Origin of the sequence: Sulfitobacter marinus, assembly GCF_900116285.1 — a bacterium.
GTDB lineage: Bacteria > Pseudomonadota > Alphaproteobacteria > Rhodobacterales > Rhodobacteraceae > Sulfitobacter > Sulfitobacter marinus.
On record NZ_FPAJ01000007.1, the window covers coordinates 25960 to 41346 of the forward strand.

Sequence of the window (15387 nt, forward strand, 5' to 3'; positions counted from 1 at the left end):
GCAAAGAAAAGCCCCGCCCCCTTGGTCAAGGGGCGGGGCTAAGATCGTTTAGCCGATGATGGCGTTCAGTGTTGCCGAGGGGCGCATGACCGCCTCGGTTTTGGCTGGGTCCGAGTGGAAGTATCCGCCCAAATCAACCGCTTTGCCTTGGACTTCGGCCAGTTCGGCCATGATCTTGTCCTCGTTCGCGGCCAGCTTTTCCGCGATAGGGGCAAAATGCGCGGCTAGATCGGCGTCGCCGGTCTGTGCTGCCAATGCTTGCGCCCAATAGAGTGCAAAGTAGTAGTGGCTGGCGCGGTTGTCGGGCTGGCCGACCTTGCGCGAGGGCGATTTGTTGTTGTCGAGGATACCTTGCGTGGCATCATCAACCGCCTTGCCCAAAATCCGCGCCTTTTCGTTGTTCTTTTGATCGGCCAGGAACTTGAGGCTTTCACCCAAGGCGCAGAATTCGCCCAGTGAATCCCAGCGCAGGTGGTTTTCTTCGACCAGCTGCTGAACGTGCTTGGGTGCAGATCCACCAGCACCGGTTTCAAACAAACCGCCGCCCTGCATCAGCTTCACAATCGACAGCATCTTGGCCGAGGTGCCCAGTTCCAGAATCGGGAACAGGTCGGTCAGATAGTCGCGCAGCACGTTGCCGGTGATCGCGATGGAGTTTTCACCCTTGCGGATGGTTTCCAGCGTTTGGCGCGTGGCCTTGGCAGGCGACATGATCTGGAACTTGTCAGCCACGCCTTTCGCCTCAAGGATCGGCTTTACGTAAGCGATCAGCTTTGCGTCGTGTGCGCGGTTTTCGTCGAGCCAGAAAATAGCCTCGCAGCCTTCGGCTTTTTGACGGTCGATTGCCAGTTGCACCCAGTCTTCGATCGGTGCCTTGCGGGCCGATGCGGCGCGCCAGATGTCATTCGCCTCAACGGCATGCTCGGAAATTACATCGCCGTTGGCGGCGATCATTTTCACGGTGCCGTCGGCAGGGATTTCAAAAGTGGTCGGGTGCGAGCCGTATTCCTCGGCCTTTTGGGCCATCAAACCGATGTTCTGCACAGTACCCGAGGTCGTCGGATCCAGCGCGCCGGTTTCTTTGAAATACTTGATGCTTTCGTCATAAACGGGGGCATAGGAATTGTCAGGGATCACGCAGTTGGTGTCGTGTTCCTTGTTGTCCGGGCCCCAGCCCTTGCCGCCTGCGCGGATCAGCGCGGGCATGGACGCATCGATGATCACGTCGGACGGGACATGCAGGTTGGTGATGCCCTTGTCAGAGTTAACCATATACATCGGTGGACGCTCCGCCATGGCGGCTTCGACCGCGGCAACAATCTCGGCGTTGCCTTCAATGCGGGCCATCATGTCGCCGATGCCTGCGTTCGGGTTCACGCCCGCGGCTTTCAGCTCTGCATCATATTTATCGAACACCGGCTTCAGGAATTCGCGCACAGCGTGGCCGAAAATGATCGGGTCCGACACCTTCATCATCGTCGCTTTCATGTGCAACGAAAACAATGTGCCGTCTTTCTTGGTCTCTTCGATCTGCTCGGCCAGGAACTTGTCCAGCGCCTTGGCAGACATGAATGTGGTGTCCACAACGGTGCCCGCTGGGAATGTCACGCCGTCTTTCAAAACGGTCTCGGATCCGTCTGCCGCCACATGCACGATTCTAGCTGCACCGGCTTGGGCGTCGCTCAACGTCAGGGATTTCTCGTTCGAGAAGAAATCACCGCCCGACATCGCGGAAACCTTGGTCTTGCTGTCCTTGGACCATGTGCCCATCGAATGCGGGTTGGCCATCGCGTATTTCTTGACCGCAATTGCCGCACGACGGTCAGAGTTGCCTTCGCGCAGAACCGGGTTCACAGCCGAGCCTTTGATCGCGTCATAGGCGGCGCGGGCTTTCTTCTCGGCGTCGGTGCTGGGGGCCTCGGGGTAATCGGGCAGGGTGTACCCTTGGGATTGCAGTTCCTTAACGGCGGCAACCAATTGCGGGACCGACGCGGAAATGTTGGGCAGCTTGATCACATTGGCATCAGGCGTTTTCACCAGATCGCCCATCGCGGCCAGATCATCCGATTGCTTTTGATCGGCGGTCAGCGCGTCAGGAAAGGCCGCCAGAATACGACCGGCCAGCGAAATGTCGCGGGTGCCAACAGACACGCCCGCCGCATCGGCAAAGCTGCGAATGATCGGCAGCAGGGAATAAGACGCCAGTTCTGGTGCCTCGTCTACCTTGGTGTAAATGATGTCAGGTGTGTTCGTATCAGCCATGGTTTCAAGCCTTTCAGGAAGTTTGGTATGCGATAGTACACTAAAGCAGAAATATCCACCTCATCTGCGCAAGATATATCGTCATTTTGCAAGAACGACAGCGGGTTTCGCATCGCCTGTGCCAGCCCGCATCACGTCGCCAGAACGCATCTTGCGGCGAAATCATAGGGTTGGCCTTTGTCCTGCCATCGGCCAAGGTGCGCGCAAACAGCAGTTTCAAAAAGGCACGAAGCGATGAAATCCTATCCCAAAGTTTGGTTCATGCGGCACGGCGAAACCGAATGGAACGCCGAAGGGCGCGTGCAGGGCCAAACCGAATCCGTTCTGTCGCCGCGCGGTTTGCGCCATGCCGAACAACAGGCGCGGTTGATGGCACCCATTCTTGAGGCTGACCTGCCGTGTTTCGTCTCGCCGCTGAAACGCACGCGCCAGACAGCCGACATCGCATTGGGCGGGCGCAGCTATGAAACCGACGACCGCCTGAAAGAGGTGTTCGCGGGCGAATGGGAGGGCCATTTGCGCGAGGACATCTACAAAAACCTGCCCGAAGGCATCACGCCACACAGCCCCCATATGGAGTTTTATTCAGCCGCCCCGGGTGGCGAGGGTTTTGACACATTCCAAGCCCGCGTACGGGATTTTGTGGCGTCGCTGACCCGACCAACGGTGATTGTGGCCCATGGTCTTAGCGGTCAATTGCTGCGCGGCGAATTATGCGGGCTTGATCGGGTCGAATTGGGCCAACTGACAAACCGTCAGGGCTGTGTCTATGTTCTTGAAAACGGTGTCGAAACGGTGCTGGAATTGAACGAAACTGTTTAGCTGTCTGCGTTGTCGCCGATTGAATAAAGGAACGCTTTGATGGCCGATAAAACCACCGTCGCGGTTGTGGGTTGCGGTCTGATCGGGGCCAGCTGGGCGGCGTTGTTTTTGCGCGCGGGCCATGATGTGCGCGCGTGGGATCCTGACCCGGAATCGCTTGGCGGGTTTCGGGGTCGAGTTGCGACACCACTGGCGCAATTGGAACAGATCGGCGGGCCGACCGTCCTGGGGGAACTGCATCTGGGTGCTGATCTGGGCGATGCGCTCGAAGGCGCGCGTTTGGTGCAGGAAAACGCCCCTGAAAACGTGTCGCTCAAACAAGACCTCTATGCGCAGATCGAGGCACGCGTGGCTGATGATGTTATCATCGCTTCCAGCACGTCGGCACATCCGTGGTCGCATCTGTCGGTTGGCATGAAACGCCCCGCCCGTTTGATCACCGCGCACCCGTTCAACCCGCCGCATCTGGTGCCTTTGGTCGAAATCTTTGGCACCGATGACGCGGTGGTGGCATGGGCCGAGGCATTTTACAGCGGCATCGGCTCCGCCCCTGTCAGGCTCAAGAAAGAAGCTGTGGGGCATATCGCCAACCGGTTGGCATCGGCGCTTTGGCGCGAGGCTGTGCATATCGTTGCCGAAGGGATTGCGGGCGTCGAAGCGGTGGACAAAGCGTTGGTGAACGGCCCCGGCCTGCGCTGGTCGGTGCTGGGCGCGCATATGGCCTATCATTTGGGCGGGGGTGCGGGCGGGATGGCCGGATATCTGGACCATCTTGGGACCAGTCAGGAGAAACGTTGGGCAAGCTTGGGCAACCCCAGCCTGACCCCGGACGTGCTCGAGAAATTGGTGAACGGAGTTACGGCAGAGGCGGCGGGCCGCAGCATTGCCGAGTTGGAAGCAGAGCGTGACGCCGCGCTAATTGCCTTGGCCAAGCTGCGTCAGAAATCAGAGTGATTAGATAGATTTGCGCGCCCGCATCGCCGCGGTGATCGTACCGTCGTCCAGATAATCCAGTTCACCACCAATCGGGACACCTTGGGCCAGCGACGTTAGGCGCACCTGCCCGTCAAGCTGATCGGCGATATAATGCGCGGTGGTTTGCCCGTCGATTGTGGCATTCAGCGCCAGAATAACTTCGCTGATGTTTTCGCTGGCGACCCGGTCAATCAGACGCGGAATGCGCAATTCCTGCGGGCCGATGGCGTCAAGCGCGGACAGCGTGCCGCCCAACACATGATAGCGCCCCTTGAACACGCCCGACCGTTCCATCGCCCACAGGTCCGCCACGTCTTCGACAACGCAAATCTCGCCATTGGCGCGTTTTGCCGATGTGCAGATATCGCAGATATCGCTGGTGCCGACATTGCCGCAATTCAGGCATTCGCGTGCCGTTGCTGCCACCGTCTGCATCATATCGGCCAGTGGTGTCAGCAGCAGCGCGCGTTTGCGGATCAGGTGCAGCACCGCGCGCCGCGCCGATCTGGGGCCAAGGCCCGGAAGTCTCGACATCAGATCAATCAGGGCGTCGATATCGCGTGTGCTGCTCAAGGGTGCGGACCTCGCTGCGGGGTTAAAAAGAGATTTTATGCCTTCGGCGAGGATTTAGATCCATTTGGAAAGATCAAAAGGGCAGCTTCATGTCGGCGGGCAGGCCCATGCCTTCGGTCAGCTTGCTCATCTCGGACTGGGCGCGATCTGTGGCTTTGGATTGCGCGTCTTTGATCGCGGCGAGGATCAGGTCTTCGACGACTTCTTTTTCGTCCCCGTTGAAAATCGACGGATCGATGTCGAGGGATTTCAGCTCGCCTTTGGCGGTGCAGGTCGCTTTGACAAGGCCGGCGCCGGATTCACCTTCGACGATGATGCTGTGCATGTCTTCTTGCATCTGCGCCATCTTGCCTTGCATTTCCTGCGCGGCTTTCATCATCTTGGCCATGTCGCCCATGGCACCCAAACCTTTTAACATTGTGTCGTCTCCTGAATTTCGTGTCTTGATCTATATGCGAATTGTGACGCTGCCGGACAAGGGGCACCCCCCTGCGCGCTAGTCGTCCTCGAAGGGATCCCATTCGTCTTCGACCTCGGGCAGGGCCTCAGACACGGCGGCGGCGGCGATGTCTTCGGGCGTGCGGATCGACAGGATTTTCGCCCCCGGAAAGGTCGCCATCACGGCCTGCATCAGCGGGTGGTTTTCGGCCTGGGATTTAAGCGCATTTTCCTTGGCATCGCGGATTTCGGCGATGGTTTCCGCGTCGCTGTCGCCGACGATGATCACCGCCCAGCGGTTGCCCGTCCATTGTTGCAGCCGAGTGCCAAGCCGTTGCGCCAGATCGCGCGGCGCGTCATCGGTGGGGGTGAATTCGATGCGGCCGGGTTGATAGGCGGCCAGCCGCAGGGTGTTTTCCACCTCGACCAGTAGCTTGACGTCGCGGTTGGTGCGGATCAATTCGACCACATGTTCAAAGCTGGGAAACCGCGCGAGCGCTTGGTCAACCGCGGGGGCGGTCGCTGTCAAGGTGACACCTGACGCGCCACCCGATTGAACGTGCTGCCCACCCATCGCTGAGGTGCTGCCGCCGCCACCACCGCCGTTTGGCGCGGGGGTCGGGGCCGCAGGGGGCGGCGTGGCATTGCCAAGCTTGCGCACCAGTTCTTCGGGGCTGGGCAGGTCGGCCACATGGGTCAGGCGGATGATCGCCATTTCCGCGGCCATCATCGCGTTGGGCGCGCTTGCGACCTCGTCCAGCGCCTTGAGCAGCATTTGCCACAACCGCGTCAGCACCCGCATCGGCAGCGTTTCGGCCATGGTCAATCCGCGGCTGCGTTCTTCGGGTGATACGGTCGGGTCTTCGGCGGCATCGGGGGTGATTTTTACGACTGACACCCAATGTGTGATCTCGGCCAGATCGCGCAGCACCGCCATCGGGTCGGCCCCGTCGGAATACTGACTGCTCAGTTCATTCAACGCACCCGCCGCATCGCCGCGCAGGATCATGTCGAACAGGTCGAGCACACGGCCACGGTCGGCCAAGCCTAGCATCGCGCGCACTTGCACGGCGGTGGTTTCGCCCGCGCCATGGCTGATTGCCTGATCTAACAGCGATGTCGCATCGCGCGCAGATCCTTCGGCGGCACGGGTGATCAAGGCCAGCGCATCATCGGCAATCTCGGCCCCTTCGGCCCCTGCGATTTTGCGCATCAAACCGATCATCACCTCGGGTTCGATCCGGCGCAAATCAAACCGCTGACAGCGCGACAGCACCGTGACCGGCACCTTGCGGATTTCCGTGGTCGCAAAGATAAACTTCACATGTTCGGGCGGTTCCTCAAGCGTTTTCAGCAGGGCGTTGAACGCGCCCGTCGATAGCATGTGTACCTCATCGATGATGTACACTTTGTACCGTGCCGAGGCCGCGCGGTAATGCACAGAATCGATAATCTCGCGGATGTTGCCAACGCCGGTGTTCGATGCGGCATCCATTTCCATCACATCGACATGGCGGCCTTCCATGATGGCCTGACAATGTTCGCATTCGCCACAAGGTTCGGTCGTGGGGCCACCATTCCCATCCGGCCCGATACAGTTCATCCCCTTGGCGATGATCCGCGCGGTAGTGGTTTTGCCGGTGCCCCTGATCCCGGTCATGATAAACGCCTGCGCAATGCGGTCAGCCTCGAACGCATTTTTCAGGGTCCGTACCATGGCGTCTTGGCCGACCAGATCGGTAAAGGTCTCGGGCCGGTATTTGCGGGCAAGAACGCGGTAAGCGGTGGTGTCTGACATGACGGTCCTTCGGGGATTCGGGTTGCACCATAAGATAGGGCGGGGGCGGGGCAGCGTCCACCGTTGTTGGGCCGGGGAATGCGAAGCTCAACGTACGCCCGGTGTTAAGCGTTGAATGCGATCCACCCTAGAGTGTAAACATATCCGAACCAAACCGATATAACACATCAAATCTTACAACTGGGGGCACGCGATGCGGCTGCGAGGGATACGGCGAAGCAAGAATGTTGAAGTACGTGGTGGCGGTCGTCGCAGCGGCGGGGGTCGTGCAGGTGGATTGGGGTTGGTCGGTGTTTTGGCCGTTCTGGCAATCGGCTATTTCACCGGTATTGATGTGACGCCACTGCTGGGCGGTGGCGGCACCCAAACCCAGCAGGCTGCGCCGGTCAGTCAGGCAGATGGGCAAGCCACCCAGTTCTCAGCACAGGTTCTGGCCACGACTGAAGACGTTTGGAGCCAAATCTTCTCTGAGCAATTGGGCCGTCAATATGTGCCACCGCGTTTGGTGGTTTTTTCCGGCGCAACTCAAAGCGCGTGCGGCGGTGCATCAGGGGCATCCGGGCCATTCTACTGCCCTGCGGACCAAAAAGCATATCTGGATACGCAGTTTTTCGACATGCTGGCGCGGCGCATGGGCGCGGACGGTGATTTCGCTGCGGCCTATGTGATTGCCCACGAGGTCGCGCATCACGTGCAAAACCAGCTGGGCATTTTGCCCAAGGTCGATGCATTGCGGCGGCAATCCTCCAAGGCTGAGGCGAACGCGCTTACCGTCCGGTTGGAGCTAATGGCCGATTGTCTGTCCGGCATTTGGGCGCAAAACGTCAAAGGGCTGATGGAACGTGGCGATCTGGATGAGGCGTTGAATGCGGCGCGTAAAATCGGTGATGACTATCTGCAAATGCAAGCGGGTCGCGCGCCGCAGCCGCATACCTTTACCCACGGTACATCCGCACAAAGAGCAGGCTGGTTCCAGCGCGGCTATGACAGCGGGCAGGTTGGCCAATGCGATACATTTGCGGCTGAACGGCTGTAGGGGGCGGGCTGCGTTCGGTCGTGTAGGGTAAAATTTACGTTTATAAACAGGTTTTTAAGTTGCCCATGAGTAACTTGGCTGCTGTATGCGGGCGTGCCGTTGCCTCAAAGGGCCGAATCATTTCGGAGGCGTGTGTTTTGGTGATTTGGGCTACCCCTCTCGTGCCATCCTGTGGATGACCCTGCCGGGGTGACGCGCATTTTACTTTGCAAAATACGCTTAGGTGAGAGGCTGATAACGACCCAAGTGGGGCTCGTTACGGCTGCTTCCTTCCGGATCTGACCGGGTTGGCGAGGCACCTGCCCGCACCAACCTCTCAGGGCCCATATAGTATAGGGTTTTTCAAAGTGCAAGGATCACAAGGTGATCTGGATACGGTCAAAACCGGTTTCCGTCTGCCCCAATATTTCAGGGCAGAGCGCGTCGATCTCTGAAAAATATCGGGCAGCTATCGGACTGGATTCAAAAACTGCTTTGAACGTGCCGCCGCAATTCAGCTGCCATGATTTAATGGTCATCCACTCGGTCAGATCATCGCTTTGCAAGGCCTGTACGATTGCTTGTACCGGGGTCAAATCGCTTTGAAACAGGGGGGCTGGCAGGTTCAGATCCGTGTAGCCGCCTCCGCCGGCCGCGCGAAATTGATTCGTGGCAATAATGAACTGCTGATCCGGGGTGACTACTGTACCCGCGTGCATCAGCGATCTGATCCGGTCACCCACAGACCGCGATGGATCAATGACATAATCCAGCCCGTAAATCGTATCAAAGATAAAACTGGGGCTTCGCTCGTCGCGTAACTGCTGGTCGGGCATGTCCGGGCTGAGCTGGTTGTACACCCGTGCCGAATGTTCCAGCCAGTTATGCAGCATGGAGCCCGTGATCTGCAACGCGCAAATCCGGTTGGTGGCAGGGGCAAAGTTCGCCAGATGCCGCCGCAGTACCGGCCCTTGCGGTATGTGGATATAGTTCGTCGGGCCGCTTTTCTCGCCCACAGTGCGGGTGGTGGCGGTTGCCAATATGGGCAGGTGATCATAGCCGCTGCCCGCCAATCCCTTGCGGACCTCGATCGCCTTGGACCGCGCCGCAAGCGCAAGCGTGCTGGCGGGATGTACCATCCCGAAATAGCTGTGCAGGTCGTATCCGATCTCTGCGACCGGCTCGGCCAGATAGGCGCGTGTGGCCTGATGGGCCTGAGTGCTTTGATCAATGATGGCGGGGTCAGGTATCACGTTGCCGGTGTTGGGCCAAAGCGCGCTGGTGTGTTTGCCGATATGCCATCCTTTGTTGGGCATCCGTACCAGATCCAGATCAATCACCCCCAGATCAGACGCGCTGTTGCCGGGCATTACCAGCGGCGATGCCGTGACGGGGCTGGTTCCTGTGATTGGTGCCAGAGGGTATCTTTGGTGGGTATGGCCCGCGATAACTACGTCGATGTCAGGCAGTTGGGCCAGGGCGGCGGCACCGGAATCACCGGTGATTGTCTGCGTCTCGGACGGGATGATGCCCATATGGGCAAGGGCGATGATCAGCTCGGCACCTTCTTTGCGTAGCTTTTTGGCTGCGGTGGCCAGCGACGCAAGCGGGGGCTGGATGCGGGCGCTCTTTGGCAGTTGTGATGCATTCCAGATGGCGGTTTCTTGGGGCAGGGCGGACAGGATGCCGATGGTCAGCGGGGCCGTTCCCTGCGATGTCTGGATGTCGGTTTCCAGCAACGCATAGGGGTGCACGCCCGCGACGGCACCGGCGGAAAGATTTGTCGAGACGACAGAGGCATCCAGATGCTCAACCACCTCGGCCAGATAATCGGTGCCATAGTCCAGATCGTGATTGCCCAGCCCGATTGCGTCATAGCCCATCGTGTTAAAGGCGCTGATGATGGGATGTTTGGACGCATCGCCTGACGTGCTTTGCCAGTCGGCAAGGGCGGTGCCTTGCAGGAAATCGCCATTGTCCAGCAAGACGGTGAGCCTTCCCTGTGACTGGGCATCGGCGCGGGCGTCGGCGACCATGGTGGACAGCCCCGCCAAACCGTTCTTGCTGTGCGGCGCATCAAAGGCATAATCAAACCCCAACAGGTTCATATGCAAATCAGTCGTGGCAAGTATCCGCAGCTTTGCGGTAACATGCGTCACGGGCGGGCGACCTTAGCAGTGGATGGCATAGGCCGCCTTGTGCTGTGGACTGTAAAACATAGTCAAATGCCTGGCTCCAATCTCATAGTGCTCTCTATGGTTGTTTTAGTGTAAGCGCTTCTCTTTTTAATTGAAAGCGTCCGGCCCGGAAATTTTGCCGGGCTTGGCTTTTGGGTCCGTTGCTGACTACCTAGGGCAAAGCAGATTTGAGGGACAGTATGAAGCACGCTGAGACAGTAACATTCGGGGGATCGTCGCTTGACCGTGCAGGCGAATTGCGCGGCGATAAAGAGACCGTCGCGGCGGCAAAGGCAGATGACGCTGCACGTGCGATTTTGTTCTGGCGGGGTAAGGTTCTGATCGATCCCGCACGTCCTGCGTCCCTTGTGCGTCTCCCGCTTGATCATCCGGCGCTTGATGATGCCAGTGGTACACCAATTCTGCTTGGCCGAGAAGACGGTGCCGCGCGGTTTGCCTATGACCTGTCGCAGTGGATGCCCGACGACGTTGACCCGCGGCAATTGGGGCAATTTTTGGACCCAAGCGAACAGCGGCATCCCATGCTGCCGCAGGACTATGTCTTTGTCGAATTACGGCGCTGCATGACGTGGTTAGACCCCCGCGATGCCGAACTGGCCGCGACCGGCAAGGCGATTTTGGCGTGGCACGAGATTCACGGGTTCTGCGCCCGCTGTGGTTTTGAAACGGTGATCAATGACGCTGGCTGGCAGCGCAATTGCCCGGCCTGCCGCGCATCGCATTTTCCGCGTACTGATCCGGTGGTTATCATGCTAATTACCCATGGGAATTCGGTTCTTATGGGGCGGTCGCCGGGCTGGCCTGCGGGGATGTATTCGCTACTTGCCGGGTTTGTGGAGCCGGGCGAAACGCTGGAGGCCGCCGTGCGCCGCGAAGTGTTCGAGGAATCGGGTGTGCGCGTGGGCGAGGTCAGCTATCTGGCCAGCCAACCCTGGCCGTTTCCCGCATCGCTGATGTTTGGCTGCGCGGGCGTTGCCACCAGCAAGGAGATCACCATCGATCCCAAAGAAATCGAAGACGCGGTTTGGATGACACGAGAAGAGATGTTGGATGTATTTGCCGGGCAGCACAGCACGATCCTGCCAGCCCGCAAAGGTGCAATTGCGCATTTCTTGCTGGAAAATTGGCTTGCGGATACACTGGATTGATATGATTTATGCATGTGACCGGAATATTATTTCTATTATTTAGTTGGACGCCATTATGAAATTTTCGACGAAAGAGGACATCGAGGCCCCCATAGATGCGGTGTTCGATATGCTGTGTGAGTTTGACACGTTTGAGCGGGCGGCCATGCGGCGTGGAGCCGAGGTCCAGCGGGTCGACACCAAGACCGTGCCGGGCACGGGAATGAAGTGGGAAGCCGCATTTGACATGCGCGGCAAGCGCCGCGACATCGAGGTCGAAATGGTGACCTTTGACCAGCCCAACGAAATTTGCCTTGAATCGACCTCGCCGGGTTTGCTTGGCACGGTCTCCTTTGAATTGATGGCTTTGTCTCGCAGCCGCACGCGGGTTGCGGCAAGCCTTGATATCAAGCCGAAAACCTTGTCGGCACGGTTGCTTGTGCAATCCTTGAAGCTGGCCAAAACGTCATTGACCAAGAAATTCAAACGGCGTGTTGCCGACTATGCCAAAGACATGGAAGAGCGGTATCAGCAATCGCAGGTAAGGCCCGCTGAATAGAAACAAGCGGGCTGCGTTTGTCTTAGCTTTGCCGGTCAGGGTCGGCGGGGTAGACGCCCAGAATTTCCAGCATGTTGGTGAAATATCCCAGTTCCTCAAGCGCGCGTTGCACGGCGGGATCGTCGGGGTGCCCTTCGATGTCGGAATAGAACTGGGTCGCGGTGAACGATCCGCCGACCATATAACTTTCCAGCTTGGTCATGTTGATGCCGTTTGTCGCGAAACCACCCATCGCCTTGTACAAGGCAGCGGGGATGTTGCGGACTTCAAACACGAAAGTTGTCAGCATTTTTTCAGCGCGGCGGGTCATGTCGATATCGGGGGCCATCAACAAGAACCGCGTGGTGTTGTGATCAAGGTCTTCGATGTCGCGCGCCAGCACATTTAGCCCGTGAATATCGGCGGCAACTTCGCTGGCCAGCACGCCGGTGTTGCGGTCATTTGACGCGGCCAGCTCTTCTGCGGCTCCGGCGCTGTCTTTTGCGGCTTCGGATGCGATCCCATGGGCGTCAAGCCAACTGCGTGCCTGCGGGATCAGCACCATATGGGCGCGGGCCAGTTTGATATCTTCAAGTGGAACGCCGGGTTTGGCCATCAGGCAGATGCGCACCCGTACAAAGGCCTCGTCGATGATGTGCAGGCCGCTTTTGGGCAGTAAACGATGGATGTCGGCGACGCGGCCATAGGTCGTATTCTCAACCGGAAGCATGGCAAGATCGGCGCGGCCTTCGCTGACGGCAAGGAACACATCCTCGAATGTCAGGCAGGGGACGGGAATCATATCGGGGCGCGCTTGAAGGCATGCCTCGTGGCTGTAGGCGCCCAATGCACCCTGAAAAGCGATGCGAGGAGAGTTTTTTTGGCTCATTTCGGGCATCCTTTATCAGACCTTTACTATTGTCAGCGCTTCGTAGGGGTAACTACACCTTGCCCCGACGAAGGGAAAGCAATAGATACGCGGACAACCCTATGCCCGAATACCAACGATGGACCTTCACGCATGTTCGATACAATGACGATCACTAAAGTAGCTGCCGGCTTGTTTGGGGCTTGGCTTGTTCTTTTGCTTGGCAAGTTCGCCAGCGAAGTAGTTTACCACAACGAAGTGCACGGTGACGCGGGATATGTTGTCGAAGTCGCCTCGGCTGGTGGCGATGAACCCGCTGAAGAAGTTGATTTCTCGGCTGTGTTGGCGTCTGCCGATGCCAGCGCCGGTGCCAAAGTTTTTCGCAAATGCGGTGCCTGTCACAAAGTTGAAAACGGCGAAAACGCAGTTGGACCGTATCTGTACGGCGTCGTTGGCCGCCCCGTGGACAGCGCCGATGGTTTCACCGCCTATTCCGGCGCCCTTGAACAAGCAGCTGATGTTTGGACACCGGAAAACCTGAACGCGTTCCTGACCAAGCCATCAGCATTTGCGCCTGGCACGACCATGGGTTTCGCAGGTCTTGGCAAGATCGAAGATCGTGCAAACGTGATTGCGTATCTCGACAGCCTCGACGACTGATCTGTCGACCTGATTTTACGAAGGGCCGCCCCACCCGTGGGCGGCCTTTTGCGTTTTGTGGTCCCATTTCAGTGAGATAACATATTCGCAACTTGTGTTCTTGCGCGGTGGGCCGTTAGCTTATGCGCTAGGACGGCCTTGCCGATATGACATTTTGCAAAGGAACATCTTGATGCCCCGCACCCATGCCAGCGCTGCACGTCGCGCCCGCAGTATGACATCCCAAACGTTTTGGATGATGTTTCTGACGCTGGGGACTATGTTGGTCAGCGTCGCAGCCTATGCCCAAGAGGGAAAGATCATCCGCAGTCACGGGTATTCGTTTTACGGCGATCTGAAATACCCCGCAGATTACCCGTATTTCGACTATGTGAACCCCGATGCCCCCAAGGGCGGCGAGATTGCGATCTCGACCCTTGGGACGTTTGATTCGATGAACCCCGCTTCGCGCAAGGGGCGTGCGGGCGCGTTAAGCCACATTATGTACGAAAGCTTGCTGGGCGAAGGGGTCGGCGGAGAACTGGCCCCGGCGGATGTTTATGGCGAAAGCTATTGCCTGTTGTGTGAAAGCCTTGAGTACCCCGAAACCAAAGACTGGGTGATCTTTCACATGCGCAAGGATGCCACGTTTTCGACAGGCGATCCGGTCACCGCGCATGACATCGTGTTCAGCCATAATCTGCTGTTGGATCAGGGTCTGAAATCCTATGGCGATGCGGTGCGCAAGCGTATCCCCAAGGTCGAGGCGATTGATGACTACACGGTCAAATTCTATTTTACCCCCGGCATCTCGCGCCGCAGCCTGATTAGCCAAGTGGGCGGTGTGCCTGCGTGGTCGAAAAAATGGTTTGATGAAACCGGCGCGCGGCTGGACGAATCCCGCTTGATGACGTCGCCGGGGTCTGGGCCATATATGGTGGAAGCGGTCGATGTGAACCGGCGCATCGTCTACAAACGCAACCCCGATTACTGGGGCAAGGACCTGCCGTTTAACGTAGGCCGCAATAATTTCGATACTATTCGTGTCGAATATTTTGGCGACGAAAATTCCGCATTCGAGGCGTTTAAAGCAGGCGAATACACCTTCCGCGTCGAGGGCAGTTCAAAGAAATGGGCGTCGGCCTATGATTTCCCCAAAGTCGCCGCCGGTCAGGTGGTCAAAGAGGAGCTCCCCGATGGTGCGCCGCCCACACCCGCGGGTATTGTTTTCAACCTTGGCCGCGATGTGTTGAAAGACAAACGCGTCCGTCAGGCGATTGCCTTGGGCTATAACTTTGAATGGACGAATGAATCGCTGCAATTTGGGTTGTTCAAACCACGTGCGTCTTTCATCCAAGACACGCCTTTGATGGCCACCGGCAAGCCGCAGGGGATGGAGTTGGCGTTGCTGGAACAGCTTGGCGATGTGGTGCCCGCTGAGATGCTGACCGAAGATGCGGTTATGCCGCATAGCTCGGACGCATCGCGGCTGTTGGATCGCCGCAATCTGCGCCGTGCGATGAAGCTGCTGGATGATGCCGGATGGGCCGTGGGGACAGATGGCAAACGCTATGACGCAAGCGGGCAGCCGTTGCGCCTTAACTTTTTGATGGATTCTGCCGGGTCGCCCACGCTGTCTGCGATTGTCGAAAACTTTATGTCGAATTTGCAGAACATGGGCATCGATGCGGTGCTTGAGAGAGTCGACAGTTCGCAATTTACGGCCCGCCAACGGGATCGCGATTACGATCTGATTTACGATCAATATCCGACGTTTCTGGGCACCGGCACAGGCTTGGCCCAGTTTTTCGGGTCAGAGGCGTCCGGCTATTCGGTGTTCAACCCCGCAGGTGTGGCCAGCCCGATGATCGACGCGATTATCGAAGTGTCCCTTGCGGCGCAGACCAAGGAAGAGGAAGACGCCAGCCTGATCGCGCTGGACCGTGCCTTGCGCTATGAGTTCTTCATGATCCCGACATGGTACAACGACAGTTTTTGGACGGCGTATTATGACCAGTACGAACACCCCGAAAACCAGCCCGCCTATGCTTTGGGCTATCTCGATTTCTGGTGGTACAACGCCGACAAAGCAGCGGCCTTGCGCGCCGCTGGTGCGCTGAGGTAAACGCCGCAT

The 15387-nt window shown here is 58.1% G+C and carries 13 protein-coding genes and 1 other RNA gene; 7 read left to right on the plus strand and 7 right to left on the minus strand.

The genetic code is table 11. The features are described from left to right. Positions 1-48: 48 nt before the first annotated feature. A complete protein-coding gene (locus BM347_RS15950) occupies positions 49-2262 on the minus strand; it encodes an NADP-dependent isocitrate dehydrogenase (protein ID WP_093917506.1) in 2214 nt (737 codons plus the stop codon). 234 nt (positions 2263-2496) lie between these two features. Here BM347_RS15950 and BM347_RS15955 point away from each other — a divergent pair, with 234 nt between their 5' ends. Both BM347_RS15955 and BM347_RS15960 read left to right on the plus strand, forming a co-directional pair. Beyond that, complete coding sequence (locus tag BM347_RS15955; protein WP_093917507.1) at positions 2497-3084, plus strand: histidine phosphatase family protein; 588 nt, start codon at positions 2497-2499, stop codon at positions 3082-3084. Between the two features lie 39 nt (positions 3085-3123). After that, complete coding sequence (locus BM347_RS15960) at positions 3124-4038, plus strand: 3-hydroxyacyl-CoA dehydrogenase NAD-binding domain-containing protein (RefSeq protein WP_093917508.1); 915 nt, start codon at positions 3124-3126, stop codon at positions 4036-4038. Here the strand turns inward: BM347_RS15960 and recR are convergent, their stop codons facing one another. From recR to BM347_RS15975, 3 genes are all read right to left on the minus strand, one after another. Beyond that, complete coding sequence (recR, locus tag BM347_RS15965; RefSeq protein WP_093917509.1) at positions 4039-4632, minus strand: recombination mediator RecR; 594 nt, start codon at positions 4630-4632, stop codon at positions 4039-4041. A 73-nt stretch (positions 4633-4705) separates the two neighbouring features. Continuing rightward, positions 4706-5050: a YbaB/EbfC family nucleoid-associated protein gene (locus BM347_RS15970; protein ID WP_093917510.1), complete on the minus strand. Its 345-nt coding sequence runs from the start codon at positions 5048-5050 to the stop codon at positions 4706-4708. Between the two features lie 78 nt (positions 5051-5128). Then, a complete protein-coding gene (locus BM347_RS15975) occupies positions 5129-6868 on the minus strand; it encodes a DNA polymerase III subunit gamma/tau (protein WP_093917511.1) in 1740 nt (579 codons plus the stop codon). A gap of 193 nt (positions 6869-7061) precedes the next feature. On the opposite strand from BM347_RS15975, the gene ypfJ reads away from it, so the two are divergent. Further along, positions 7062-7904 (plus strand): KPN_02809 family neutral zinc metallopeptidase, encoded by an 843-nt coding sequence (gene ypfJ, locus BM347_RS15980; protein WP_093917512.1) that lies wholly within the window; start codon positions 7062-7064, stop codon positions 7902-7904. Positions 7905-8125: 221 nt separating this feature from the next. Here ypfJ and ffs read toward each other — a convergent pair. Continuing rightward, positions 8126-8223, minus strand: an RNA gene (gene ffs, locus BM347_RS15985) — signal recognition particle sRNA small type. A gap of 37 nt (positions 8224-8260) precedes the next feature. Further along, positions 8261-10042 (minus strand): bifunctional metallophosphatase/5'-nucleotidase, encoded by a 1782-nt coding sequence (locus BM347_RS15990; protein WP_139226519.1) that lies wholly within the window; start codon positions 10040-10042, stop codon positions 8261-8263. A 218-nt stretch (positions 10043-10260) separates the two neighbouring features. Between BM347_RS15990 and nudC the strand changes: the two genes are divergently transcribed. Next, on the plus strand, positions 10261-11229 hold the full coding sequence (gene nudC, locus BM347_RS15995; RefSeq protein WP_093917514.1) for an NAD(+) diphosphatase: 969 nt from the start codon (positions 10261-10263) through the stop codon (positions 11227-11229). A gap of 55 nt (positions 11230-11284) precedes the next feature. After that, positions 11285-11767, plus strand: coding sequence for an SRPBCC family protein (locus BM347_RS16000; RefSeq protein WP_093917515.1), 483 nt, complete (start codon positions 11285-11287; stop codon positions 11765-11767). Between the two features lie 22 nt (positions 11768-11789). Here BM347_RS16000 and BM347_RS16005 read toward each other — a convergent pair whose 3' ends face one another. Continuing rightward, the gene (locus BM347_RS16005; RefSeq protein WP_093917621.1) at positions 11790-12635 is read right to left on the minus strand and encodes a prephenate dehydratase; all 846 of its coding nucleotides are present in this window, start codon (positions 12633-12635) and stop codon (positions 11790-11792) included. A 132-nt stretch (positions 12636-12767) separates the two neighbouring features. Here BM347_RS16005 and BM347_RS16010 point away from each other — a divergent pair, with 132 nt between their 5' ends. Further along, complete coding sequence (locus BM347_RS16010; protein ID WP_093917516.1) at positions 12768-13274, plus strand: c-type cytochrome; 507 nt, start codon at positions 12768-12770, stop codon at positions 13272-13274. Between the two features lie 172 nt (positions 13275-13446). Next, the gene (locus BM347_RS16015) at positions 13447-15378 is read left to right on the plus strand and encodes an extracellular solute-binding protein (RefSeq protein ID WP_093917517.1); all 1932 of its coding nucleotides are present in this window, start codon (positions 13447-13449) and stop codon (positions 15376-15378) included. Positions 15379-15387: the final 9 nt, after the last annotated feature.

Coding starts and splice junctions, on each gene's coding strand:
- BM347_RS15950 (WP_093917506.1), bottom strand. CDS start 2,262: ATGGCTGATACGAACACACCTGACATCATTTACACCAAGGTAGACGAG.
- BM347_RS15955 (WP_093917507.1), top strand. CDS start 2,497: ATGAAATCCTATCCCAAAGTTTGGTTCATGCGGCACGGCGAAACCGAA.
- BM347_RS15960 (WP_093917508.1), top strand. CDS start 3,124: ATGGCCGATAAAACCACCGTCGCGGTTGTGGGTTGCGGTCTGATCGGG.
- BM347_RS15970 (WP_093917510.1), bottom strand. CDS start 5,050: ATGTTAAAAGGTTTGGGTGCCATGGGCGACATGGCCAAGATGATGAAA.
- BM347_RS15975 (WP_093917511.1), bottom strand. CDS start 6,868: ATGTCAGACACCACCGCTTACCGCGTTCTTGCCCGCAAATACCGGCCC.
- ypfJ (WP_093917512.1), top strand. CDS start 7,062: ATGCGGCTGCGAGGGATACGGCGAAGCAAGAATGTTGAAGTACGTGGT.
- nudC (WP_093917514.1), top strand. CDS start 10,261: ATGAAGCACGCTGAGACAGTAACATTCGGGGGATCGTCGCTTGACCGT.
- BM347_RS16000 (WP_093917515.1), top strand. CDS start 11,285: ATGAAATTTTCGACGAAAGAGGACATCGAGGCCCCCATAGATGCGGTG.
- BM347_RS16005 (WP_093917621.1), bottom strand. CDS start 12,635: ATGAGCCAAAAAAACTCTCCTCGCATCGCTTTTCAGGGTGCATTGGGC.
- BM347_RS16010 (WP_093917516.1), top strand. CDS start 12,768: ATGTTCGATACAATGACGATCACTAAAGTAGCTGCCGGCTTGTTTGGG.
- BM347_RS16015 (WP_093917517.1), top strand. CDS start 13,447: ATGCCCCGCACCCATGCCAGCGCTGCACGTCGCGCCCGCAGTATGACA.